This is a genomic window from Streptomyces sp. NPDC005574, from assembly GCF_040605435.1.
Classification (GTDB): Bacteria; Actinomycetota; Actinomycetes; order Streptomycetales; family Streptomycetaceae; genus Streptomyces.
On the sequence record NZ_JBEXCW010000028.1, the window covers coordinates 63,566 to 87,954 of the forward strand.

General features: G+C 73.0%; 22 protein-coding genes. 12 read left to right on the forward strand and 10 right to left on the reverse strand.

Annotation, left to right across the window (positions count from 1 at the left end; genetic code table 11):
- Positions 1-53 precede the first annotated feature (53 nt).
- Both ABZT03_RS19930 and ABZT03_RS19935 read right to left on the reverse strand, forming a co-directional pair.
- Positions 54-1,382 carry an extracellular solute-binding protein gene (locus ABZT03_RS19930; RefSeq protein WP_356041064.1) on the reverse strand — a complete coding sequence of 443 codons (1,329 nt, stop codon included), beginning with the start codon at positions 1,380-1,382 and terminating at the stop codon, positions 54-56.
- Positions 1,383-1,656: 274 nt separating this feature from the next.
- Positions 1,657-2,787 (reverse strand): ROK family protein, encoded by a 1,131-nt coding sequence (locus tag ABZT03_RS19935; protein WP_356041066.1) that lies wholly within the window; start codon positions 2,785-2,787, stop codon positions 1,657-1,659.
- A gap of 321 nt (positions 2,788-3,108) precedes the next feature.
- Here ABZT03_RS19935 and ABZT03_RS19940 point away from each other — a divergent pair, with 321 nt between their 5' ends.
- From ABZT03_RS19940 to ABZT03_RS19950, 3 genes are all read left to right on the forward strand, one after another.
- Positions 3,109-4,017, forward strand: coding sequence for a BadF/BadG/BcrA/BcrD ATPase family protein (locus tag ABZT03_RS19940; protein ID WP_356041068.1), 909 nt, complete (start codon positions 3,109-3,111; stop codon positions 4,015-4,017).
- Between the two features lie 472 nt (positions 4,018-4,489).
- On the forward strand, positions 4,490-6,424 hold the full coding sequence (locus ABZT03_RS19945; protein ID WP_356041070.1) for a phosphatase PAP2 family protein: 1,935 nt from the start codon (positions 4,490-4,492) through the stop codon (positions 6,422-6,424).
- A gap of 95 nt (positions 6,425-6,519) precedes the next feature.
- On the forward strand, positions 6,520-8,205 hold the full coding sequence (locus ABZT03_RS19950; protein WP_356041072.1) for a phospholipid carrier-dependent glycosyltransferase: 1,686 nt from the start codon (positions 6,520-6,522) through the stop codon (positions 8,203-8,205).
- Positions 8,206-8,243: 38 nt separating this feature from the next.
- On the opposite strand, the gene ABZT03_RS19955 is transcribed toward ABZT03_RS19950, so the two are convergent.
- Positions 8,244-8,645, reverse strand: a complete 402-nt coding sequence (locus ABZT03_RS19955) for a DUF3662 domain-containing protein (RefSeq protein ID WP_356041074.1) — start codon at positions 8,643-8,645, stop codon at positions 8,244-8,246.
- Positions 8,646-8,847: 202 nt separating this feature from the next.
- Between ABZT03_RS19955 and ABZT03_RS19960 the strand changes: the two genes are divergently transcribed.
- The 4 genes from ABZT03_RS19960 to ABZT03_RS19975 all read left to right on the forward strand — a co-directional run bounded on the left by ABZT03_RS19960 (position 8,848) and on the right by ABZT03_RS19975 (position 13,982).
- Positions 8,848-9,771: a MurR/RpiR family transcriptional regulator gene (locus tag ABZT03_RS19960; protein ID WP_356041076.1), complete on the forward strand. Its 924-nt coding sequence runs from the start codon at positions 8,848-8,850 to the stop codon at positions 9,769-9,771.
- A gap of 405 nt (positions 9,772-10,176) precedes the next feature.
- Entirely contained in the window at positions 10,177-10,557 is a 381-nt protein-coding gene (locus ABZT03_RS19965) for a hypothetical protein (RefSeq protein WP_356041078.1), read from the forward strand.
- A gap of 111 nt (positions 10,558-10,668) precedes the next feature.
- Positions 10,669-11,235 carry an antibiotic biosynthesis monooxygenase gene (locus ABZT03_RS19970; RefSeq protein WP_356041080.1) on the forward strand — a complete coding sequence of 189 codons (567 nt, stop codon included), beginning with the start codon at positions 10,669-10,671 and terminating at the stop codon, positions 11,233-11,235.
- A 230-nt stretch (positions 11,236-11,465) separates the two neighbouring features.
- Positions 11,466-13,982, forward strand: coding sequence for a SpoIIE family protein phosphatase (locus ABZT03_RS19975; RefSeq protein WP_356041128.1), 2,517 nt, complete (start codon positions 11,466-11,468; stop codon positions 13,980-13,982).
- 67 nt (positions 13,983-14,049) lie between these two features.
- Here ABZT03_RS19975 and ABZT03_RS19980 read toward each other — a convergent pair whose 3' ends face one another.
- Both ABZT03_RS19980 and ABZT03_RS19985 read right to left on the reverse strand, forming a co-directional pair.
- A complete protein-coding gene (locus ABZT03_RS19980) occupies positions 14,050-14,718 on the reverse strand; it encodes a peptidoglycan-binding domain-containing protein (RefSeq protein ID WP_356041082.1) in 669 nt (222 codons plus the stop codon).
- 77 nt (positions 14,719-14,795) lie between these two features.
- The gene (locus tag ABZT03_RS19985) at positions 14,796-15,635 is read right to left on the reverse strand and encodes a hypothetical protein (RefSeq protein WP_356041084.1); all 840 of its coding nucleotides are present in this window, start codon (positions 15,633-15,635) and stop codon (positions 14,796-14,798) included.
- A 156-nt stretch (positions 15,636-15,791) separates the two neighbouring features.
- On the opposite strand from ABZT03_RS19985, the gene ABZT03_RS19990 reads away from it, so the two are divergent.
- Positions 15,792-16,520, forward strand: coding sequence for a TetR family transcriptional regulator (locus tag ABZT03_RS19990; RefSeq protein ID WP_356041086.1), 729 nt, complete (start codon positions 15,792-15,794; stop codon positions 16,518-16,520).
- Positions 16,521-16,688: 168 nt separating this feature from the next.
- Positions 16,689-17,102 (forward strand): hypothetical protein, encoded by a 414-nt coding sequence (locus ABZT03_RS19995; protein ID WP_356041088.1) that lies wholly within the window; start codon positions 16,689-16,691, stop codon positions 17,100-17,102.
- A gap of 37 nt (positions 17,103-17,139) precedes the next feature.
- Here ABZT03_RS19995 and ABZT03_RS20000 read toward each other — a convergent pair whose 3' ends face one another.
- The gene (locus ABZT03_RS20000; protein ID WP_356041090.1) at positions 17,140-17,526 is read right to left on the reverse strand and encodes a PPOX class F420-dependent oxidoreductase; all 387 of its coding nucleotides are present in this window, start codon (positions 17,524-17,526) and stop codon (positions 17,140-17,142) included.
- A 219-nt stretch (positions 17,527-17,745) separates the two neighbouring features.
- Between ABZT03_RS20000 and ABZT03_RS20005 the strand changes: the two genes are divergently transcribed.
- Entirely contained in the window at positions 17,746-19,122 is a 1,377-nt protein-coding gene (locus ABZT03_RS20005) for a S1 family peptidase (RefSeq protein WP_356041092.1), read from the forward strand.
- Between the two features lie 153 nt (positions 19,123-19,275).
- Here ABZT03_RS20005 and ABZT03_RS20010 read toward each other — a convergent pair whose 3' ends face one another.
- Both ABZT03_RS20010 and ABZT03_RS20015 read right to left on the reverse strand, forming a co-directional pair.
- Positions 19,276-19,461, reverse strand: a complete 186-nt coding sequence (locus ABZT03_RS20010; protein ID WP_356041094.1) for a hypothetical protein — start codon at positions 19,459-19,461, stop codon at positions 19,276-19,278.
- A gap of 99 nt (positions 19,462-19,560) precedes the next feature.
- Positions 19,561-20,724 carry an ROK family transcriptional regulator gene (locus ABZT03_RS20015; protein ID WP_356041096.1) on the reverse strand — a complete coding sequence of 388 codons (1,164 nt, stop codon included), beginning with the start codon at positions 20,722-20,724 and terminating at the stop codon, positions 19,561-19,563.
- Positions 20,725-20,941: 217 nt separating this feature from the next.
- Between ABZT03_RS20015 and ABZT03_RS20020 the strand changes: the two genes are divergently transcribed.
- On the forward strand, positions 20,942-22,144 hold the full coding sequence (locus ABZT03_RS20020; RefSeq protein ID WP_356041098.1) for a Gfo/Idh/MocA family oxidoreductase: 1,203 nt from the start codon (positions 20,942-20,944) through the stop codon (positions 22,142-22,144).
- Positions 22,145-22,173: 29 nt separating this feature from the next.
- On the opposite strand, the gene ABZT03_RS20025 is transcribed toward ABZT03_RS20020, so the two are convergent.
- Positions 22,174-22,869, reverse strand: a complete 696-nt coding sequence (locus tag ABZT03_RS20025; protein WP_356041100.1) for a L,D-transpeptidase — start codon at positions 22,867-22,869, stop codon at positions 22,174-22,176.
- 244 nt (positions 22,870-23,113) lie between these two features.
- Here ABZT03_RS20025 and ABZT03_RS20030 point away from each other — a divergent pair, with 244 nt between their 5' ends.
- Positions 23,114-23,410 carry a hypothetical protein gene (locus tag ABZT03_RS20030; RefSeq protein ID WP_356041102.1) on the forward strand — a complete coding sequence of 99 codons (297 nt, stop codon included), beginning with the start codon at positions 23,114-23,116 and terminating at the stop codon, positions 23,408-23,410.
- Here the strand turns inward: ABZT03_RS20030 and ABZT03_RS20035 are convergent.
- Entirely contained in the window at positions 23,401-24,315 is a 915-nt protein-coding gene (locus ABZT03_RS20035; protein WP_356041104.1) for an SDR family oxidoreductase, read from the reverse strand. The two genes, ABZT03_RS20030 and ABZT03_RS20035, sit on opposite strands and share 10 nt — an antisense overlap.
- Between the last annotated feature and the right edge of the window lie 74 nt (positions 24,316-24,389).

Below are 24,389 nucleotides of genomic sequence, written 5' to 3' on the forward strand. Positions count from 1 at the left end.
GGGCGTCCGGTGCCGGGCGGCGGTGTCTCGACTCCGCCGCCCGGCACCGTGGCCTACGATCCGCCGCCGACCTGCTGGTTGTAGCCGTCCACGATGTTCTCCAGGGCCTTGTCGGCCGACTGCTGTCCGTTGATCGCCTTGCCGAGCTCCGTCTTGGTCGGGTCCTCGGTGAGGCTCTTGCCCTTCAGCACCCAGTTCGTCTGCGCGCCGTTGAAGTAGCCGGAGATCGGGGCGTAGAGCGGGATCGACTCGTTGTACAGCTTGAACGCCGCCTGCGCCGCCTCGGACTTGAAGGGGTACTTCGGGTTCAGACCGCTCTCCACCGGCAGGAACCCGGACGCCTCGCACAGCGCCTGGTAGTGGGCCGGCTCGTACAGCCAGGACAGGAACTTCGTCGCGGCGGAGGCCGCGTCGCCGTTGTTGTTGAAGCCGACCGTCATGCCTCCGCTGTTGACGTCGCTGGCCTGCACCGGCTGGGCGGGAGTGGGGACGCTCGCCCAGTCGAACTTCTTGATGCTCTCCGCGAAGGCGGGAACCTGCCACACGCCGGACCAGTAGGCGACCACGTCACCGCTCTGGAACATGGCCGACGGGTCGGCGCCGCTGGTCCACACCGACTTCGGCATGGTCTTGTCGTCGTTCCATCCGACGAAGGTGTTCACGGCCTTCTTGGTCGCCGCGTCCACCGAGAACTTGCCGGAGGAGTCGGCGTGGACGTACTGGCCGCCCATCTCGTACACCATGGCGCGCAGCCGGGACGGCGACTGGTCGAACGTCAGGGAGTACTTGGCGCCGGTCTTCTCGCGCACCTTGTTCGCCGCGGCGATGAAGTCGGTCCAGGTCCAGGTCTTCGAGGGCGAGGTCGGGAAGGAGACCTTCGCCTTCTCGAACAGCGACTTGTTGATGAACAGGCCGGACGCGGTGACGTCCGAGGGGATGGACAGCACCTTCCCGGACGAGTCCTTCGCCAGGAAGTTGGCGTTGATGTTGTTGCTCTTCTTGTCGGCGATGGAGCTGAGGTCGATCAGCTTGCTCGACCAGATCGGGTCCAGCGCCGGCACGGCGGCGACGTCGGGCAGGGAGTTCGCCTGCGCGGCGTTGTGCAGCTTCGTCGCGTAGCCGTCGTAGGGGATGTTGACGAGCTTGACGTTGACGCCGGTTTCCTTCTTGTACTGCGCCACCATCTTCTTCCAGCCCGCGTCCTGCCCCGGAACCGTGGAGATCCAGAAGGTCAGCGCCTTGGAGGTGCCGCCCGAGTCGCCCCCCGATCCGCAGGCGGAGAGCAGCAGGGCACCTGCCGAGGCGGCGGCAGCGAGGGGAACCAGGCGGCGCATGCCGCCGCGGCCGAGACGGCGGGAGCGCCGCACACCCACAGTGGTCATCTTCGATCCCTTTTCGTCGTACGAGACGGAGCACGGCGCCGACCAGGGCGGCACGGGTGCATTGTGCAAGGAAGTTTGCTTTCCGAGGGCGCGGCCTCGCCCGGCCGCGTCATCCTGACGGGCGAGGGTCCCCGGCCGCTGTGGCCGTCGCCGCACAAGCACGCCCTGGTGCGGTTGCCGTACGTCGAGTACGGGCGGGACGCTCGCTCCAAGCCGGCGTCCCGGCCGACTTAGAAAGCGCTTGTCCGGACATTGGCAGACCGAGTCGCGGCCGTCAATCCTTGGTCCGCGCGGCCTCGGTCACGGTTTGGACTCCCCGGGCGACCGCGAGCCGGGCGGCCCCCACGGCCGTACCGAGGTCTCCGACCGTGCTGCTGACCACTTCGGTGGGCCAGCTGAGCCGGGCCAGCTCGGCCCGCACACCGGGCAGGACCTGCGGGTCGGCGCCGGTGCTGCCGCCGAGCACGATCAGTCCCGGGTCCAGTACGGCGGTCACGGCGGCGGCGAGCCGGCCGACGTCCGCGGCATGGCGGGCGACCAGCGCGCGGGCGGCGGGTCCGCCCTCGCGGGCGAGGGCGAAGAGGCGCTCGGCGGTGTCGGGACAGGGCCCGTCGGCCTCCGGCCAGGCCCGCGCCGCCCGGCGCAGCAGCGAACGGGAGCCGATGTACTCCTCCAGCGCCTCGTGGCGCGGCTCGCGGCCGTCGTCCCAGGGATAGGGCAGCCGGGCCAGCTCACCGGCGGCGCCGTTGGCCCCGCGGAGCACCTGGCCGCCGACCACGATGCCGAGGCCGATGCCCACGCCGATCCGCAGATAGCCGAAGGTGTCCCGGCCGCGCGCCGCGCCCTCGTGCAGTTCCGCGAGCGCGGCGCAGTTGACGTTGTTCTCCAGGTGGACGGGCACCCCCGGCGGCAGCGCCACGGCCATGGCGTCGAAGGCGGGTCCGGCCTTGGCGGTCGCGGGGCGCACGCCGGTGCCGTCGGCCCGCGCGGTGACGTCACCGATGGCGACCACGATGGTGCGCAGCGGGGCGTCGGCGGGCAGCGCGGCCAGTGCCTCGCGCACCACGTCGGCGGCGTCCTCGCGGGGGCCGGTGGCCTCGGCGAGCAGGGTGCCGTCCAGGGCGCAGCCGCGCACCCGGGTGAGGGCGGGGCCGAGGTCGACGGCGAGCACGGTCCCGGCCGCCCGGCCGAGCGTGTACACGGCGGCGGAGCGGCCGGTGCCGCTGGAGGCGGTGCCGGAGCAGGCGGCGAGACGGGCGTGCTCCAGCTCCGCCACGGCGGAGGACACCGTCGGTTTCGACAGGCCCGCCAGGCCCGCCAGCTGCGGCCGGGTCGCCGTACCGGCGCGGGCCAGCACGGCGAACACCGCACTGGCGCTCTCGGTCAGGCGGGGGGCGTTCGCCACGTCGTGTTCCACAGTTCTCCCACGCAGGTCGGGGGCCGCGCTCCCGAGTCGGTCGGCTCGGCGGGGGGCGGCGGACGGAATGCCCTGGCGTCGCGGTTTCCGGCCCGGCGGCCCGGTGGTGGCCGTCCCGGAGGTGGGTGCGCGAAGCCTCTTGACACGCACTGTACTTCGTTAGTTAACTTCCTAACGAAGGGCACGGTACGCGTCTGCCGTGCTCCGCACGAGGCCCGTCCCGGGGCTTCCCTAGCTCTCGACTCCCCTTCTCGCAGACACGGTTCGCCCACCCGTCGCAGCCCCGCGCGCAACGACGAAAGAGAATCCGTGCAGGACACTTCCCCCTCGTGCCCTCTCGTGGTCGGCATCGACGTGGGCGGCACCAAGACCCATCTGCGTGCCTACGCGGGCGACGACCTCGTCGCCGACCACGTCGGGCCGAGCAGCGGCTGGCGGCCGCACCACCCCGAGGCCGCCGCCGGCCGACTGGCCGCCCTGATCGCCGACGCCCTGCCGCCGGGTGCCCGCCCGGCGGCCGTCGCCGTGGGCGGGCACGCCTGTGAGACGCCCCGCCAGTGTTCCGGCATCCGCTCCGCACTCCGACCGCACCTCGACGTGCCCGCGCTGGTCGTGGGCGACGCCGAACTGCTCGTCCCCGCGGCCGGGCTGGACAAGGGCGTCGGCCTGGTCGCCGGCACCGGTTCCGTGGCGGTCGGCCGGCTCGCGGGCGGCGACCTCGTCCAGGTCGGCGGCTGGGGCGCGGTCCTCGGCGACGAGGGCGGCTCGGCCGGTCTGGTCCGTGAGGCCGCCCGCGCGGTGTGGGCGGCGCACGACCGCGGAGCCACCCCCGACGCACTCGCCGAGGGGCTCCTCGCCGCGCTCGGTGTCACCGAAGTACCGGCGCTCGGCGCGGCGTTGGAGAGCGCCACGGACATCTCGGCGGAGTGGGGCCGGCACGCCCCGGCCGTGTTCGCCGCTGCCGCGGCCGGCTCGGAACTCGCCCTCGCGGTGATCGCCGAGGCCGGCCGGGCACTGTCCGCACTCGTCGAGCGGCTCGCCGCCCGGGGCGTGGCGGTGGACGACGTGGTGGTCGCGGGCAGCACGGTCCTCGCCCAGCCCGCGCTCTACGACGCCTTCGTGTCCTGTCTCGCCGCAGCGGTGCCCGGCGCCCGGCCCAGAGCCCTGCGCACGGCACCGGTGGAGGGCGCGGTGGCACTGGCGCGGTCGCTCCTGTGAAGCCGCGCCCGCCCGCACGCCGGGTCACGCGCGCCGCCGGGCGCCGACGGCCTCCCCTCGGCCCCGCCACCCGGCACGCCCAGGGGAGCCGGACCGGGCCGCCGGTTCCTGTGCGCCGGGCCGGCTTCGGTCCCGCCACCCGGCACACCCCCGGAGGCCGGACCGGACCGCCGGAACCCGCGCGCCCGCCGGTCCCCGGTCCCGCCACCCAGCACGCCCAGGAGGGCCGGGCCGGGCAGCCGGTTCCTGTGCGCCGGGCGGTCCTCGTTCACCCGCAGGACACGTCCGGGCCGCCGGACCAGTGCCGGTGGGACACGAGCCGGCCGTAGATCTTCACTCGTACGCACCACGGACCACGGGTCCCCCCACTTGGCCCGTATGCGAGGTGCGGCCTCCCGCACCGTCGTTCGCACGAAGTCCCCCGGCCACAGGGCCGGACACCCCAGCCGCAGAACTCAAGAGAGGCAGACGCATGCCGTCTCCAGCCGGGCACCACTCCCCCGCGTCGGTCCGTGAACGCGCCGTAGACAGAAGGGGGTTCCTCAGGACGTCACTCGGCGCCGGTGCCGGTGTACTGGCCGCCCCCACCCTCGTGACCTGGCTGGCCGCCGCGGACGCGAAGGCCGCCGCCGGACTCGCCGCGTTCGTCGACGACTACCGGTCCAACGTCGCGACGAACCTGACGCCCGAGACCAACGCCGTGGTCCGCGCCCTCGGCGGCATGGCCCAGGTGTGGCGGACCGGCGCCGCCTGGAACACGGGCACGCCCCTGCGCCCCGACGTCCTGCGCGCCAACATGCGCTACTGCGCACGCGTCACCTCCGCCCGCACGGACGCGCAGGCGAAGGAGGCGTTCGTCTACGACCGCCAGCACCAGAGCTACGCGATGATCGCCGGCCTCGGCCCGCTGGCCGACCTGTACCGCTCCGGGGCCAGGGCGGTCACCTCGATCACCACCGCGCCCGACTCCACGCCGGCCACCACGATCAGCGACGCCGTCCCGGCCGACGCGCCCGCGGGCTCCGCTCTCGGCGCCGGCTCCTACGACTCGGCGCTCGGCCAGGTCGCCCGGCTGGTCGACACCGTGCGCGGCCCCTACGCCTCCGGCAACCCGGCCAAGTACGCCTTCCAGTACCCGCGTCCCTGGCGCATGAACGAGGACAGCGAGGTCGTCGACACCGGGAGGACCGACACGCTCGGCTACCCGGTCTACGACTCGCGGGTGGTCGTCGCGCCGCAGCTGCTGCGCCAGCGCAGCACGTCTCCGGTGGACGACGGAGGCTTCCCCAGCGGCCACACCAACGCCTTCCACCTGGCGTCCCTGGCCTACGCGTACGCGGTTCCCGAGCGCTTCCAGGAACTGGTGACGCGCGCGCTGGAACTGAGCCACACGCGGATCATGGCCGGCATGCACTCCACGGTCGACGTCCTCGGCGGCCGGATCATGGCCACCGCCCTGGCCGCCGCCACCCTGGCCGACCCCGCCAACGCGGCCCTCAAGGCCGCCGCCCGCGCGCAGGCCCTCGCCTACTTCCAGCAGCAGACCGGCACCACGGCCGACACACTGTACGCGTACGCCCACTCCGCCGGCCCCGCCACCGACCCGTACGCGGACCGCGACGCCAACGCCCGAGCGGTGGAGCCCCGACTGACGTACGTGCTGACCCGGCGAGGTCGCAGCGAGCCCCTGACCGTGCCGAAGGGCGCGGAGGTGCTCCTGGAGACACGGCTGCCCTACCTGGACGCGGCGCAGCGGCGCGAGGTGCTGCGGACGACGGCGCTGCCCTCCGGGTACGTCCTGCTGGACGGCTTCGAGCAGTGGGGGCGGCTGAACCTGTTCGCCGCGGCGGACGGCTACGCCGCGTTCGACACGGACGTGACGGTCGGCCTCGACGCGGCGGCCGGCGGCTTCGGTGCCGCCGACAGCTGGCGCAACGACATCGACGGCGCCGGCGGACTGACCAAGCGGGGCACCGGCACGCTCGCCCTCACCGGCCACAACCGCTACACGGGCGGCACCGTGCTGGCGGACGGCGTGCTCGTCGCCGGTTCGGCGCACGCCCTGGGCCACGGCGACGTGCGGGTGACGGGCGGGACGTTGCGGCTCGACGGGCCGCTCCAGGTGCACGGCACCTACACCCAGCAGTCCGCCGGCCTTGAGGTGACCCTGCGCTCGGGCCACGAGCCGGCCCTGGAGGTCACCCGGCGCGCGATCCTCGGGCAGGGCAGCGTCCTGTCGCTGCGGCTGGACGCCGACAGGCCGCCGGCGGCGGGCAGCACGGTACGCGTGGTGAGCGCGCCGGTGCTGCGCGGCCAGTTCGACCGTGTCGAGCTGAACTCCGACCGGCTGCGGGCCGTACCCGTCTGTACGGCGGAAGGTCTGTCGGTACGACTCCTGAAGCGGTGACGCCCTGAGCGGCGGGAGCCGGCGCGGAGGAGCCCCCTGCGGGGTGTCCACCGCGGCTCTCCCGCCGCGACGCGGCCCGTGTCACCGTGGTGCGGATGATGACGCGCGAACAGCACTCGGTCCTCGACCCCGCGGCGCCCGACGGTGCGCCGCCGCAGCGGGCTGACCCCGTGCCGAGGCGCCGCCCGGCCCGGCGGTGGTCGGTGCCGCTGCTGGTGTTCCTGCTGCTCGCGCAGATGGCCTTCGCCATGGTGACCACGGCCGTCCGGCAGACGCCGACGATCGACGAGCCCGTCTACGTGGGCACCGCCGCGGACTACCTGCACGCGCACGAGGTGCGCTACAACCCGGAGCATCCGCCGCTCGGCAAACTGGTGATCGCCGCCGGGGTGGCCCTGGCCGGTCCGCACGTGGACCCGTCGTTCGAGGGCGACCAGGGCGCGCTGGGCCGGCATCTGCTGTACGAGTCGGGCAACGACCCGTGGTGGCTGATGCTGTGGGCCCGCCTCCCGGTGATCGTGCTGACGCTGCTGTTCGGTCTGGTGGTCTTCGCCTTCGCCCGTGACCTGGCAGGACCGGCCGGCGCGGTGGTCGCCCTCGCGCTGTACGCCTTCTCCCCCGACCTCATCGCGCACGGCTCCCTCGCCACGCTCGACGTGCCGGCCGCCGGGTTCCTGCTGACGTCCGTGTGGCTGGTGTGGCGGGCCCGGCGACGGCCCCGCCTCCATGTGCCGCTGGCCGGGGCGGCCCTGGGGGCGGCGCTGGCCACGAAGATGAGCGCGCTGCCGGCGCTGCCGGTCCTGATGGCGCTGGCCGCGGTGTCGGTGTGGTGCGCGGTCCCGGGAGAGCGGCGCGGGCGGCTGCTGCGGGCCGCCGCCGGCGCGGGCGTGGTGGCGCTGGCCGCCGTCGCCGTCGTATGGGCGACGTATCTGGCGGTGGATCCGCGGCTGCGGTGGTCGCCGCAGCAGCCGGTGCCGGCCGTGCACGGGCTGCGCGGGCTGCTCGTGCACCTGATGCCGTTCCCCGAGGCGTACCGGGACGGCATGCGGGTGCAGTTCGCCCTGGAGAACTACCCGTGGCAGGGCTTCCTCTTCGGCCGGCTCTACACGGGGTCGCTCTGGTACTACCTGCCGGCCGCGCTGCTGGTGAAGACCCCGCTCGGCCTGCTCGCCCTGTGGACGGCGGGCGCGGTGACGCTGGTCGCGGTACGGCGGCTGCGGCCGGCGGCGCCGTATCTGCTGGTCCCCTCCGGGGTGCTGCTGGCCGCGGCGATGGACGGCTCGCGCGACTTCGGCACCCGCTACGTGGTCTTCCTGCCGATGTTCCTCGCGGTGGCGGCGGGCTGCGTCCTGACGGTACGGCGGCGGTGGGCGCCGGTCGTGACGGGGGTGCTCGCCCTGTTCGTCGCGGTCAGCTCGTTGCTGGCCTTCCCCTACTACCTGCCGTACTCCAACGAGGCGTTCGGCGGCCCGGACAGGACGCATCTGCGGCTGCACGACTCCAACGTCGACTGGGGCCAGGACCTGGGCCGGCTCGCCGACCGGCTGCGCGAGCGGTATCCGGGCGAGCGGGTCTGGCTCGTGTACAAGGGCAGCGGTGTGCCGTCGTACTACGGCATCGAGGCGTCCGACCCGCGCGAGGTGCCCGCGGCGGAGGTGCGCGGGCTGCTGGTGGTGTCCGACTCGGCGGTGGCCAAGGCCCAGGGGCGGTTCAGGGAGCTGATCGCCGCCAGCCGGCCGGTCGACGAGGTCGGCCACTCCATCACCATCTACCGCAGGTGAGCCGGGTGTCCGCTCGGAGGCGGGCGGTGGGCGGCCCTCTACCGCGTGGCCTGCTGGAACGCCTCCGCGCTCACGTGCGCCATCACGCTGCTGGCCACCCGGTAGCGGCCGTTGGGCACGTCCGGGGACCTGGTGAGGTGCACCGTGAGCGGGCCCGCCCACTCGTAGCCCTTGCGTTCGCCGTGCCGGGCCAGGCTGTCGGTGAGGGCCTGGCCCACTTGGCTGTCATGGCGCGTGAGTTCGTCGTGCACCCCGTCGGCGAGTTCGATGTCGTAGGCGTTGGGCACGACGATGAGGCTCCCGCTGCACACGACGGCGTGACGGTCGCACTCGCGCCGCAGGGCGTCGACGAGTTCCACGGGTCCCCTGCCGCAGACCCGCGCCCACAGCGAGTCCCACCGTTGTTCGAGGGCCTGTTCCAGCGCGCTCAGTGCGCTCATTCCGTCTCACCTGCCGAGAGATCTGGTGTCGTGTGCCGGGACGCTCCGGACGGCGTCCCCGTCGCCGCAGAGGCGGGTTCCCAGTCCGCGGGCGGATATCCGCACCCGCCGCGCGGGCCGTCGGACGATCCGCCACAACCCCTGGTCACGCCGGTGGCGTGGGCTATGTTGACTTCCCGTGGGAGACAAAGGAGGCGCGTCGTTGCCATCGTCGCAACAGGCACGCGCACAGGCGTCATCGATCACCTCGGGGAAGACCGCGCCGGAGGCGGAGGCCGCTCCTGCCTCCCAGCTCAGGACGCTCTTCGACCGGCCACGGCTGTCGCCGGGCCAACGGCGCATCGCGCAGTACCTGATCGAGCACATCACCGAGGCGGCCTTCCTGTCGATCACCGATCTCGCGGAACGCGTCGGTGTCAGCCAGCCCTCGGTGACCCGGTTCGCCGCGGCCGTCGGCTTCAGCGGCTACCCCGCGCTGCGGGAGAAGCTCCAGTCCATCGCGCTCGGCACCCTCGCGGGCGGCCCCGGGGCGACCGAGGAGAACGGCAGCAACGAACTCCAGGCGGCGGTGGACGCCGAGATGGAGAACCTGGAGAACCTGCGGCGGGACTTCGCCAACCCCGACCAGGTCATCGACACCGGCCGCCAGCTGTCCCTGTCGACCCCGCTGACCGTCCTCGGACTGCGTATCTCCGTCTCCCTCGCCGAGTACTTCGCCTACGCGGCCCGCCGGATCCACCCCGACGTACGGCTGGTGACGCAGGGCGGGAGTGTCGCCTACGACGCCCTGCTCCAGTCGCGCGAGGCCGGCGGCACCTGGGTGCTGGCGTTCTCCATGCCCCGGCACGCGCAGGAGACCCTCACCGCGCTGCGGGTGGCGCGCGGCGCCGGACTGCGCGTGGCCCTGATCACCGACCTGGCGCTCGGCGCGGTCGCCGACGAGGCGGACGTCGTCTTCGCCACCGGCACCGGATCCCGCCTGGTCTTCGACTCCTACGCCGCCCCCGGGGTGATGGCCGGCGCGTTGCTGCAGGCCATGACCGACGCCGACCCGGAGCGCACCCAGGCTCGGCTGGAGGACTACGAGCAGATCTCCGAGCAGCACCAGTTCTTCCTGCGCGACTGACCAGTCCGGCCAAACGGTTCGCCGCTGGACAAGTCATCATCAATCACGCATGAATGTTTTCATACGTCTTGCAAACGGCTCGGCATATATAAATACTGCTCACGGATCACGCCCCGGCCGCTCCGGGACGCCTTCCGCACCCCCGTCCTCACACCCCGCATCCGCCCGGAGAAAGCCGACGGTCCGCCCATGCGCACGCAGCTCCCACCGCCGCGCGGGCCCCGTCCCTCCCTTCCGGGCTCCTGTACGAACACCCGAAGCCGCCGTCTCCTACCCGCGTCGGCGCCCAGGGTGTTCGGTCGGGCCTCGCCTGCGCGAGGCCCATGGCGGCCCCGGTCATCCCCTAGACCGGGGCCGCCCAACCCCGTCGGACCACCCCGCTCGACGCCGTACACCCCGGAAGCGATGACCATGACCCTGACGACCACGCGCATCACCCAGGACTGGCCGTGCCAGGTCAAGATTCCCGGCAGCTACGACTGGGAGCGTTCGGCCGCCAAGTGGCTGCGCGAGCTGGTGCCGGCCCGTTACGCCAGCTACCCGGCCCTGATCCGCCACCCGGTGCTGCTGGCCCGCCACGCCCAGCTCCAGGTGCAGCAGGAGATCCGGGTCGCGCGGACCGCTCTGCAGACGGCGCGGGCGGACCTGCCCGGGCTCGGTCTTCCGGAGTCGGTCATCGAGCACACCATCAAGCTGTACGCGGCCGAGGTCCTCCAGTTGCAGCACATCGCCCGCAGTGTCCGCGCGGTGAGCCGGGCGCTGGCCGAACACAACCTGGGGCGCTGACCCCGCGCCGTCGACCCGCCAGCGACATGAGATGTCTGAGCTGCCGTCCTGAACTGTCGTCCTGGGCCTCGGCAGGCATGACCCGCGCCGCCCGTGGCACACGTGGTGAGCATGACCACCACTCACGTGCGGCGGGGCGAACCGGTGACCACGGTGCTGACCTGGCGGGTGCGCCCCGGCCGGGAGCAGGAGTTCGAGGAGTGGACGCACGGCATCACCCGCTGCGTCCGTCGCTTCCCCGGCAGTGAGGGCGTCTCCTGGCTGCGGCCGGAGGACGGCCACCGCTTCCACGCGGTACTGCGCTTCTGCGACGCCCACCGTCTCACCACCTGGCTGGAGTCGCCGGAGCGGGCCGAGTGGCACGCGCGGATCGAGGACATCGCCACCGAGATCGGCAGTGAACGGCAGTCGACGACCGGGATGGAGACCTGGTTCGGCCTGCCCGGCACCACCGTGCGGCCGCCGCCGCGCTGGAAGATGGTGCTCACCACGTTCCTCGCCGCCTACCCCTTCACCCTTCTCGTCCAGTGGCTGCTCACTCCTCGCACCGCCGCCTGGCCGCTGCCCCTGCGCGCCGCCGTCTTCCCGGTCCTGCTGCTGCCCACCCTGACCTACCTGGTCATGCCCCGGCTCAGCCGCCTGTTCCGGCAGTGGCTGTACCGGCCGCCGGACCACTGACCCCGGGGTGCCCGGCGGGGCCCCGGCGGCCGGACCGCCGGGGCCCTCGCGCGACGACACCTCGCCGCTCACCCGTGCCGGCGTGAGATCGCCGCGGATCGACCCGTGATCGGAGCGGCGCCGTGTGCAATGCTCGTTTTGTGACGAGCCATCCATCCATCCCGGCGGAGTCCGGCGCGGCACCCGACGTGACCGCACTGGCCCGGGTCGTCGCGCGCCAGCGTGCCGAGATGGATCGACTGCGGGAGCAGGTGGCGACCTCGGCCGTCCTTGAGCGGGCCAAGGGCGTAGTGATGGCGCTGACCGGCTGTTCCCCGGACGCGGCCGGCGAGGAACTGCTGCTGCGGGCGAAGGTCGGCAACCGCACCCTGCTGGAGGAGTGCTGGATCACGCTCGGCGGCCTGATGCCCCCGCTGCACCGCCCCGGACCGGAGCCACAGCCCGTCACCGACGCACCGCGTCCGGCGCCCGGCGCGGCCCCCTACGGCGCCTTGACCGGGGCGGACACGGTCGGGGCCGAGTCGGCCGACGCGGATGACCCGCACGGCGCCTTGACCGGCGTGGACACGGTCAGGACGGACACGGCTGGGGTAGAGACGGCCGAGGTCGAGCCGGCCGACGTGGAGGCCCCGCACAGTGCCTTGACCGGCGCGGACACGGTCAGGACGGACACGGCCGGGGCCGAGCCGGCCGACGTCGAGGCCCCGGACCCGGCCGGCGACTCCGCCGCGCTCGGGGTGCTCGGCAGGGCACTGGTGCACGTCACCACCCCGCGGGAACTCGCCGCGTGCCTCCTGGAGCACCTCGCGCCGGAGGCCGGGGCGGACGCCGTCATGATCTACACGCGGCTGCCCGTCGGCGGGCTCGCCCTGACCGGTCACGCCGGCCTCGACGACACGACGGCCGCTCAGTGGCAGCGGGTGCCGCCGCTCAGCGGGATCGCCGCACTCGACACCCTGCGCACGGGCGAGCCGCACTGGCTGGAGGACATCGAGGCGGACCGGAAGCAGTACCTGCTCATCGGCGATCCGCCCGACCGCTGGCTGTCGCGGGCCTGGCTGCCCGTCCTGACGGGCGACTCCACCGACGTCTGCATCGGAATCATGCGCGCCCACGGCGGTACGTTCCCACCGCGCACCCGGCAACTCCTGCGCGGCGTCGCCCGGCTGTGCGCCGGCCGGCTGCGCGCGCTCACCGCCCGCCAGGAAGAGCACCCCGGCGAGCTGGCGGGCGCCATCCAGACGGTCTTCGACTCGCTGGCGAGCGCGGCGATGCTCGTCACGCCGCTGCGCGCCCCCTCCGGGGAGGTCGAGGACTACCGCATCGCCGCGGCGACCGCGGAGGCCGTGGACGTCGCCGGCCGCACCGGACGCGACCTGGTCGGACGGCTGGTCCTGGAGTGTTTCCCGGACATGGCGGGCGAGTCGTTGTGGCGGGGCTGCCTGCGTACGCTGAGCACCGGCGAACCCTACGAGGGCGAGCCGTCCGCCTACGAGGAGATCGTGGCCGGGACCGCGCACCTGTTCACCTACTCGGTGCGGGTGGTCCGGCTCGCCGACAGGCTGGTGATCACGTGGATCCGGCACGAATCCTCGGACCGGCAGGAACAGCGGCTGGCGGACGTGCAGCGGCTGGGCAACCTCGGCTGGGCGAACTGGAACCTGGTCGGCGAGGAGGTCAGCTGGTCGTCGCAGGTCTACACCATCCTCGCCCGGAGCCCGGACAGCGGCCCGGTCGCCCTCGCCGACCTGCCCCGGCTGGCCGTCGCGGAGGACATGCCCGCGCTGTCCCGGGCGGTGCGGGAACTCATCGAACGGGGCCGGCCGTTCGACGTGCCGTTCCGGGTCGCGGCGGGCGGCGGCATCCGGCATCTGCGGGCGGTCGCCGAGTCGGTGGCGGACGTCCACGGCACACCGGCCGAGGTGCACGGCTTCGTCCAGGACCTCACCGCGCAGCGCAGCGCCGAACTGGCCCTGCGCCGCAGCGAGCAGGCGATCCTCACCCAGCACGGCGTGCTGACCGCCGAGCGGAGCATGGCCGCCCGGTTGCAGCACGCGCTGCTCCCCCTGCCCACCCGGCCGGTGAGCCTCGCCGGACTGCGCGTCGAAGTCGCCTATCTGCCGGCCCAGTCGGGACTGCATGTCGGCGGTGACTGGTTCAGCGCCATGGAAATGCCGCAGGGGGACGCCCTGTTCGTCGTCGGTGACGTCGCCGGCCACGGCATCGACGCGGTCGCCACGATGGCCCAGCTCCGCTTCACCGCCAAGGGCATGATCATCACGGGCTCGTCGCTGACCGGCGCGCTGCACCGGCTCAACGCGCTGCTGCTGCACTCCCACGACGCCCACGGCTCCGCCACCATGATGCTGGCCCGCTACGACGCGGCCGAACGGCGGCTGCTGTGGGCGCAGGCGGGCCATCTGCCGCCCCTGCTCCTGCGCGGGGGGAAGGCGACCTATCTCGACCGGCCGCGCGGGATACTGCTCGGGGCCCACGCCTCACCGGTCTACGAGGAGGCGGAGTGCCACCTCCAGCCGGGAGACCGGCTGATCCTGTTCACCGACGGACTGGTCGAACGCCCGCTGGAGCGCATCGACCTCGGTCTGGAGCGTCTCGCCTCGGCCGCCCTGGCCCACGACACGGCCCTGCCGGGCTCCCTGGACCGGGTGCTCAACACGGTCCTGGAGGGCGAACGACGCGATGACGTCTGTGTCGTCGACATCAGGGTGCCGCTCGTCTCCGAGTGACGCCACGACGCGTGGGACGGGCAGGACGTGCAGGACACGGCCCGCGTCGCCCGCGCACCGGGGGCGATCAGCCGTCGCCCTGGGTGCGGGACTCCAGCGCGAGTCGGGTGTCGTCGCCGTACACGCCGTTCTCGTCGCCCCGGATGCCGTACCAGAGCTGGAAACGGGCCACCGCCTCGGTCAGGACGGTGTCGTAACGGCCGTCGGTGGCGCCGTCCTTGTAGACGTCGGGGATGCGCAGCAGACGCTGCTCGAGGTCGCTCACCTCGGGGCCGCTGTCCCCCTCGCGCAGGGTGCCGGCGCCGTCCGGGTCGGCCGCGGCGGAGGCGGCCGGGGCGGTCGTGACGGCCGGGCTGGGCACCGCGGAGGCGGCCGGGGGCCGGGCGGCCGAGGCGTCACCGCGGCCGGACAGCAGCAGCGCGCAGCCCAGGCCGACCAGCGCCGCCGCGCCCACCACGGCCACGGCGGCGGCGTACGGCCGGCCCCGGACCCGGCCGGTCGAGCGGCCGGTTCGCGCGGGACGTGCGCGCCCGGCGGTGACGGGCGGCAGTTCCTGCGTGGCGTCCTCGGCCCCCGGCGACAGCGGGTCCAGCGGCACCGACTCGTAGGTGAGGCCGTCCTGCTCGAACTCCCGGAACAACTCGGCCAGGGCGTCGGTGCGGCGCGGGCGCAGCACGCGGATCGGTTCGAGCACCGGGTTGTCCTGTGGCTGCTCCCGGTCGGGACGTGTCGGCACGCTGGTCTCCTTCCGACCCCGTGCGCAGGGTCTGCGTGGTTCCCCGCGGAGTGATACGTGGCCGGCGCCGCCGGGGTTCAGCCCACGGCCGGACCCGTCAGAAACCGGTGCAGGGACGCCCTCAGCGCGTCGACGAACGCGTCCCGGCGCGGCTCGTCCAGCGCGTCCAGGGACAGGTACGGGTTGAGGTCCTCCAACTCGACCAGCAGGAGCCGGCCGTCGGGGGCCAGGCAGGCGTCGACGCGCTGGATGCCGTGGCCGAGGCCGTTCCATTCGATGAACCCGCGGGCGAACTCCAGGTCGGCACGGGAGGGTTCGTAGGTCTCCAGCTGCCAGCGCCGGTCGGGGTGCGGGGCGCGGAGGGCGTACTGGAAGTCGTGGTCGACGAAGTAGAAGGAGACCTCGTGGAGGAAGTCGACGCGCGGCTGCACCAGGACGGTCCCGTCGGCCAGTTCGCGCGCCCGGTCGGCGGACACGATCCGCAGGCCGGCCGAGTCGGCGCCGAACTTCGGCTTGACGACGTAGGCGTCCGCGCCGGGCAGGAGGCGCACGTCCTGCGGACGGTCCACGGTGGGGATGACGGGGTGCCCGGCGGCGCTCAGCTCCAGCAGGTACTGCTTGCCGGCCATGTCGGCGCGGCCGGTCAGCGGGTTGTAGACCCGCGTGCCGCGCTCGGCGGCACGCGCCCGGAAGGCGTCGTAGGCGGCCTGGTAGCCGAGGACGGGGCCGCTGTTGCGGACCACGACGGCGTCGAAGCCGTCCATCAGGGCCACCGTGTCCCGCGGATGGCACAGCGCGAGGTCGAAGTCCTCGCGGAGGCGGGCGGTCAGGAAGACGTCCTCGTCGCCGTAGCGGCGGCCGCGCGCCGGATACGCGAGGTCGGTGACGTACAGGACACGGGGTCGTACGGACGGCATGCGGCTCTCCTCGGCGGCGGGACGCCGATCGTATGCGGCGGTCCCGGGCCGGACCACGCCTGGTCGGCGCGGGCGGCGGGCGGGCCGAGTGCACTCAGTTCCCCCGAGGTGCGCACTGAGTGCCATCGGTCCCGGCCGGGTGCTACGTTCCGGGGCATGAGCTCCAGCAGCGCGACCCCCCGCGAGGGCCGGAAGGCACAGGCCGCGGCCACCAAGCCGCCGATGCGGGACGCCCTGGTGGCGGCGGCCTTCGAGCTGTTCCCCGAGCGCGGCTACGAGCAGACCACGGTGGACGACATCGTGGCGCTCGCCGGGGTGGGACGGCGGTCGTTCTTCCGCTACTTCCCGTCCAAGGAGGACGTGGTCTTCCCCGACCACGAGCGGTGCCTGGCCGACATGACGGCCTTCCTGTCCGCCGGCGACGACACGCACGAGCCGGTGCGGCGGGTCTGCGAGGCGGCCCGGCTGGTCCTCGGCATGTACGCCGAGAACCCCACCTTCTCCGTGCAGCGCTACCGGCTCACCAAGAAGGTGCCGGGCCTGCGGGCCTACGAGCTGTCGGTGGTGTGGCGCTACGAACGCGCCCTCGCCCACTATCTGCGCGGGCGCTTCGCGGACCGGCGCGACGGCACCCTCCAGGCAGACGTGATCGCCGCGGCCGTGGTCGCCGCGCACAACAACGCGCTGCGGTCCTGGCTGCGCTCGGACGGACAGGACGACGCGAGCCTCACGGTGGACCACGCGCTGGGGTACGTGCAGGCCGCCTTCGGCACCCCGCCGGCGCCCGCCGAACAGCCGGAGGACGTCGTGGTGGTCGTCTCCCGGCGCGGAGCCCCGCTGTGGCGGGTCGTGCAGGAGATCGAGACCACGCTCGGCCGCGACTGACCCTGGATCCCGACCACGCGCGGGATTTGGGGGTACGGAGTGCCTTTACGCGTGACACTGAGTGCCATACCCTGTGGGCGTGCACGGTGGCACGGTGAGCCGGGCACGTGCGTGCGCGGCTGCGGCACGCACACGGGATTCCGGGCCGAGCGCAGGGAGTTGACCAGCGTGTACCACCACTCAGGAAGCGTTGTCCGGGAGACGGCCGGCTTCGCGGCGGCCCTCCTCGACCCCAGGACCACCGACTCGGACGCGATGCTCTTCCAGCGCTGCGCCTGGTGCGGGACCGCGATGTACCACCGGCTGCTCTGCCCGGTCTGTCAGGGCAGCGAACTGCGCACGGAGCGCAGCGAGGGCACGGGCACGGTCCGGCACTCGACCACGGTGCACCGCAACACCCCCGCCGCCCGCAACGTGTCCCTGATCGAGATGACCGAGGGTTTCGTCGTACGCGGCCGCGTCATCGGCCCGCCCATCGGCATCCACAGCGGGGACCGGGTCCGCCTGTCCACCGCGAAGGACCCGGTCCGGGGCGAGCCGGTCTTCCAGCTCCTCGACGAGCCGTACCGCGCCTGGACCTGACCGCGCCGGGGGCCGCGCCGATCGCCGGCCCGTCCGCTCAGGGCGTGAGGGTCACCCGGACACCCACGGTTCCCTTCCTGCCCCGGCGCAGTCTGCTGCCGAACAGGATCAGGCGGCCGGTGAGCCCGTACTTGGCGGCGAGGAGCCGCCGGTAGCGGTCGGCGGTGGCCTGGTCGACGAGCTCGGCCGTGGCCGGCAGCTGGTCGCCGGTCGGATTGCCCCGCACGTCACAGGGGCCCGCGAGGACGTCACCGCGAGCCCTGATCCGCTTGACCTTCCCGGAGTCCGCGACGGTCCAGACGCCCAGCGCCTCGCCGTCGCGCACCACCCACACCGGGGTGGAGACGGGGGTGCCGTTCTTGCGGTAGCTGGTGATCAGCAGGTACTTGCCCGTGCCGAGCCGCTCCAGCTGGGTGTCGTCCATGACGACCAGTCTAGGGTCTGCCGTCCGGATCAGGCCGGGCTCACGGGGCCGCGCCCCGCATCCCACCGCGCTGCCGCAGGGCCGGACACCCGAACCGGAGGCGAGGAGTTCACCCGCACGCTGAACGCGGGCACCCCGCGCCGCGTAAGGGAGGAGGGCGCTCAACGACCGGAGGGCCCCGCGGTGTTGACACCGCGCGTTCGGGTTCGGGAGCCATGCATGAGGCACGCACGACGACGGGTCGTCCGGCGAGTGACACGGCTGGCGGCCGTCGGCGGACTCCTTCTGGGAGGGGCCATGGTCACACGGGCCGTGGCGAGCGAACCGTCCGCCACCACCGCGCCCCGCACCTTCGCGCAGTCCTCGGCGGACATGGGCACCGGTCTCGTCTCGAAGCTCGGCACCTCCCGCACCGCGGGCACCTGGCTCGGCGCCGACGGGCGGCCGGTCGTGGCGGTCACCGACGAGGGCGCGGCCGCCGAGGTCCGCCGGGCGGGCGCCGAGGCGAAGCTGGTCCCCCACAGCATGAACGAGCTCAAGTCGGCCGCGTCGACGCTGCGTTCCGCGCCCCGGGTGGCGGGGACGGCGTGGGTCATGGACTACAGGACCAACCGGGTGGTGGTCCAGGCGGACAGTTCGGTCTCGGCCTCGGACTGGTCCGGCATGACCCGGGTCGCGGACGGCATCGGCAGCTTCGTCCGCACGGAACGCGTCAAGGGCTCCTTCACGACCCGGGTCAACGGCGCGCAGCCGATCCTGTCGACCGGCGGACGCTGCTCGGCGGGGTTCAACGTGACGAACGGGCAGTCCGACTTCATCCTCACCGCCGGGCACTGCGGGCCCTCCGGTTCGATCTGGTTCTCGGACAACCAGGGCACCCGGCAGATCGGCCGGACGGTCCAGCAGAGCTTCCCCGGCAACGACTGGTCCCTGGTGCAGTACGCGAGCGGCAAGGCGGGCGACGGCGCCGACGTGGTCGCGGTCGGCGGCGGCAAGGGCGTGCGGATCACCGGCGTGGCCGACCCGACGGTGGGCCAGCGGGTGTTCCGCAGCGGCAGCACGAGCGGGCTGCGCAACGGGCAGGTGACGGGACTCAACGCGACGGTGAACTACCCGGAGGGCACGGTCACCGGCCTGATCGAGACGAACGTGTGCGCCGAACCCGGCGACAGCGGCGGGCCGATGTTCTCCGAGGGGGTCGCCCTCGGGGTCACCTCCGGCGGAAGCGGCGACTGCACGACCGGCGGCACGACCTTCTTCCAGCCGGTGACGAAGGCGCTGTCCGCGCTCGGGGTCCGGATGATCGTGTCGGCGCAGGCCGGGTCGGGGGCCGGCCAGAGCGCGGCTCCGGCGCCGGCCGCGTCCGCGACGCACAGCGCCATCGCCCCCGGCGCCGCCTCGCCCGGCTCGTCGGCGACGGTGACCGGGGGCGCCGAGGCGTCGACGCTGCTGTCGCGGCTCACCGATCCCCGGAACATCGGGCCTGGTCTGCTGGTCCTCGCGGGCAGTCTGGTCGCCCTGGTGGCCACCCGGTTCATCCGCGCGGAACAGGACCGCAAGGCCTACCGCCGCCACTACTCGACGACTTGGGGCTGAGCGGGACGGCCGGCCGGGACCGGACACGACGAAGACCGCCGGCGAGGCCGACGGTCTGTGGGTCGCGGGGGACGCGGGGCCAGTGCGAGGAGAGGACCGGTCCGGTGGCGGGCACCGGGACGGCGGGCCGGATTCCGGTGGGATTCGGGCCGTTCAGGCCGCGTGCACCGGCCGGTGCATGGCGGCGGCCCACTCAAGGACGAGGCGTCGGTACTCCTCACGCTGCTCGCCGCTCAGTGTCCCGCCCGACCGGCGCCACAGGGCCCTGATCTCCTCGTTGACCTCGTCTGCCGAGCGATCGGAGGCGGGTTCAACAGTGGTGGACATGCTGTGAAGCATACGGCGCGACGGGTGAAGGCGATGTGAGTAAGTAGGAGCGATACGGACATAACGGACCGTGTTGCTGATCACGTCATCTGTCAAGGTATGTAACGCGGTTCACACCTCGGCATTACCCAGGACCAGAACACGGATGGCCAGTACGGCGGCGCCGCGGGCCCAGTCGTGGAAGTCGGAGACCTTGGTCTCCAGGTCGACCGGCGCCGCCATGGGGTGGCGGTGGGAGCGCAGGGTGTCGGCCACCGTCCCGCCGGCCACGTCCATCAGACCGACCCCCTCTCCGGCCAGCAGGATCTTCTGCGGCATGGCGAAGTTGGCGATGTGGGCGATCAGCGTGCCCAGCGCGCGGGCCGCCTCCTCCACCACGCGGGAGGACATGGGTTCACCGTCGGCGGCGTGCGCGAGGATCTCCTCGTAGCTCACATCGTGGCCGGTGGCGGCCCGGATCTGGTAGCGGATGCTGGGGATGGTCAGCAGGGAGACGGCGCTGCCCCGCTCGCCGTCGGGGGTGAGGGGGCCGTCGGGCTGGAGGATCCAGTGCCGGCCGAAGCCCCGGTCCTCCTCGGCGCAGGGCACCCGCCGGCCGCCCAGAACCAGTCCGTAGCCGAGTCCGGCGCCGATGGTGAGGACGACGAAACGGTCGAGTCCGCGCCCGGCGCCGAACCAGGTCTCGGCCTCCACGAAGGCCGCGACGTCGTTCTCCACGACGACCGGCAGGCCGGTGCGCTCCTCGACGAGTTCGGCCAGGGGCACGTCCCGCCACAGCAGGAACGGCGACTCCCCCACGACGGCACGGCCCTCGACCAGGCCGCCGACCCCGATGCCGATACCGGCCGGGCGCGGGTGGGCGCCGGCGAGTTCGGCGGCCATCTCCGCGAGCAGGTCGGCGACCCGGGCCGGGTCGTGGGTGGCGAGCGGCCTCTCGCGCCGGGCGACGATGTCGCTCCTGAGGGTGGTGACCACGGCGTAGACCCGGTCCTGAGTGATCTTGAAGCCGATGAAGGAGCGGGAGTCGGCGACGACGTCGAGCGGCTGCGAGGGGCGGCCCTGGCGGGTCTCCGGCGGGGTGGTGCCCGCCTCCGGGACCTCGACCAGCAGGCCGGACTCGATCAGCGGTTTGGTCAGCCGGGTGAGGCTGCCCGGGGACAGGAGCAGCCGGCGGGCGAGGTCGGTACGGGACAGCGGCCCGTGGACGAGCACCTCGATCGCCACGGAGCGCTCCTGGCGGCTCAGCGGAAGCCAGCTGGCGGCGGCTGCGGTCATGGAGGTCAGACTCCCACATGTTTTCTTTCACTGTAAAAGGAACGGCGCCACTCATCGGCGCGGAAACCCGTCCGAGAAGATCTGCGCCGACCTCTTGACGGCTGGATTGTTCCGCAACAAAAGTAAGTAGGCGGCATCGCCCTCCGGCCACGCCCGACGGCATCGCGGCCGCACCGGCCGCGTACCCGGTACTCGACCAGTGAAGGACTCGCGTTCCATGACATTCACGCTCGGCATCGTCGGCGCCGGCCAGTTCTCCGGACAGTTCGCCACCCTGTTCCAGGCCCATCCCGGCGTGGGCGAGGTGTACGTCACCGACCTGCTGCCGGAGCGGGCCGAACGGCTCGTCGCCGCCCAGGGACTCGCGGGAACGTTCCCCTCGTACGAGGCCATGCTGGCGTCCGACACGGTCGACGCGGTCGCGATCTTCACCCAGCGCTGGACGCACGGGCCGCTGGTGCTCCAGGGTCTCGACGCCGGCAAGCACGTCTACTCCGCGGTCCCCATGGCGGTCACCACCGAGGAGATCGCGGCGATCATCGACAAGGTCCGGGCGACCGGCCTGACGTACATGATGGGCGAGACCAGCCAGTACAACCCGGCGACCGTGCACGCCCGCAACCAGATCGCCGAGGGCGCCTTCGGGCGGATCTTCTACGCCGAGGGCGACTACGTCCACGACATGGACCTGGGCTTCTACGACGCCTACCAGTACAGCGGCGGCGAGAACTGGAAGGCGACCGCCAGCTATCCCCCGCTGCTCTACCCGACGCACTCGGTGGGCGGGGTGCTCGGCGCCTGGCAGACGCACGCGGTGAGCGTGTCGGCGATCGGGGTGGTCGACGAGCGCGGTGACGGCGTCTTCGACAAGGACGTCAGCCAGTTCGGCAACGACTTCTCCAACGCGAGCGCGCTGTTCGAGGTCGCCGGCGGCGGCTCGTTCCGTACCAACGAGTTCCGGCGGGTCGGCTACCCCTCCCACATCCGGGAGTCACGCTTCCGCTTCTTCGGCACGGAGGCGAGCATGGAGCAGCTGGCCACGGTGGCGCTGTGGCAGGACAAGAAGGGGGTGAAGGACATCAGCGAACTCCTCGAGCCCAAGCCCACGATGGCGCCGTCCGACCCCTCGCTCCAGCACATCGCGCCGGAACTGCGGGCCGCCTTCACGTCCGGCTCGGCGCCGGTGCACGACCGGGCGCGGCTGCCCCGCGAGTTCGACGAGCTGCACAACGGTCACGAGGGCAGCCACCACTTCCTGGTGGACGACTTCGTGACCGCGGTCACCACCCGGACGCTGCCGTCCGTCAACGCCTGGGTGGCCGCCCGCTACACCCTGCCCGGCATCGTCGCGCACGACTCGGCGCGGCAGGGCGGGGCGAGGCTGGACATCCCGGACTTCGGGGACGCGCCCGCGCTGTGACACCCGGCGGGCCGGGTGCCTCGGCTTCCTCAGGTGCCCGGCTTGCGGCCGTACACGAAGACGTCGTCGCCGTTCTTCAGGAGCGACCAGTACTTCTTGGCGGTGGTGGTGGTCATGTTGACGCAGCCGTGCGAGCCCGGCGGGTTCCACATGCTGAGGCCGACCGAGTGGAAGGCCTGGCCGCCGTCGAAGAACTGGCTGTAGGGCATCGGCACGTTGTAGATGTTCGAGACGTGGTCGATGTCCCGCCAGTAGATCTTCTTCAGGCCGGTCCGGGTCTCGTAGCCGTTACGGCCGGTGCGCACCGGCACCGGGCCGTAGACGAGCCGACTGCCGTCCTGGACCCAACTGAGCTGGAGTGTGAGGTTGACGCAGGCGATCCGGCCCTTGTTGACCGGGCACTTGCCGTCTCTGTTCGGGTTGCTCCCGACGGCCTTCTGCTTGTTCATCAGGTCCATCACGCCCCAGGTGACCGGACCCGCGTAGCCGATGTTCGGCGTGATGCCGTGCTTGTTCTGGAAGGCGCGGATGGCGGTGCAGTCGGCGGCGGACTGCTTTCCGTCGACCGGCCGGCCGAGGAACTTCTCCACCTGCTTCTGGTACGGCCCGGCCGCCGTGGTGCAGCTCGCGGCCTGGGCCGGAGCGGTGCCGAGCGCGAGTGTGAGCGGTGCCACCAGTCCGGTGATCCCCAGTACGACGGCTCCCCGCCTGCGTATGTCCCCCATGGTGAGCCAATTCCCTTCTACGACGCTGTCGGTCCGGTCTGCGACCTCTGTCACCTAGACAGGTCACCGGCCCACCCGGTTGTAGCGCCGGGCGCGCTGCGACCGAACGGTGACATTCGATGCCCCACGGCAACGACCGCCACAGTACGCACTCTTCGGGCGCCGTCCCAGACCGCGGTCAAGGGGCCGGTTCCCCGCGAGTGGACCGGGCGTGGGGCCGGCCGGCCCGCCTACGCTGCCGCTCATGCACCGCCCACCCGCCGACGATCTCTCCCGGCTCCCCGAACTCCCGCGGCCCGCACGCGACTTCGCCGCCGCGGAGCCGGCGGGCCTCGCCGAGCGGCCCGTCGCCCGGCTCGGTGAGGCACCGGCCCCCGCCGCTCTGCCGGCCCGGGGAGCCGGCGCCGAGGGCGCCCTCGCCCGGTTCGCCGCCGGCTCGGCCACCGTCGCCACCCGCCCCTGCGGGACCCCGCGCGCGCCCGGACCGCGGGCCCGGACCACTGCCCCGGGCGCGGCCCGTCCCGCCCGCTCTCACCGATAGCCGGTCACGTCCGCCGGCCGGCCCTTGTCCTGGACCTCGACCATGTAGCGCCAGGCGTCGGGGCGGCTGCCGTCGAGGTCCGTGAAGCCGTACTCCCGCGCGAGTGAGCCGCTGGAGAGGGACGCGCCGTTCCAGCGGGCCCGGTCGGGGTCGGCGGCCAGTGCGGCGACGGCCCGGCCGACGTAGCGCGGAGTCTCGGAGATCGCGAAGTGCGGGACGTGTCCCAGCGCGTCCCGCCAGTTGTCCTCCCGCACCCCGAACGTGTCGAGCATCATCTCCGAGCGCAGCCAGCCCGGGGTCAGCGCGACCGCGGTGGCCCCGCGCGGTCCGAGTTCGTGGCCGAGGGCGAAGGCCATCCGCAGGACGGACGCCTTGGCGAGGTCGTAGAAGAAGGAGACGCGGTAGGTCTCGCGGTTGTACTCGGCGGTGCCGTCGGTCATCTCGACCACCAGGCCGCCGGGCCGGCGCAGCAGCAGCGGCAGGGCGTGGTGGCTGGTGATCGCGTGCGTCTCGACCGCGAGCCGCAGCAGCCGGAGCCCCTTGTCGAGGTCGTGCTCCCACACCGTGCTGTCCCACTCGAAGAGGGTCTCGCCGCCCCAGATGTCGTTGACGAGGACGTCCAGGCGGCCCTGCTCCGCGGCGACGCGGTCCACCAGGGTGCGGACCTGCGCCGGGTCGAGGTGGTCGGTGGGGACGGCGATGCCGTGGCCGCCGGCCTCGGTGACCAGGTCGGCGGTGTCCTCGACGGTCTCGGGGCGGTCGTACTCCGAGCGCCGCGCGCGGGTGGAGCGTCCGGTGACGTAGACGGTGGCTCCGGCCGCCCCCAGCTCCACGGCGATGCCCCGGCCGGCTCCGCGGGTGGCCCCGGCCACCAGGGCGACCCTGTCCTCGAACGGTCGTGACATGTCCGGCCTCCCGGCCCTCGGCTGCGCTGTCCCTCCGAGGGTGACGGGTCAACCGGACATCTCCTGTCGTCTTT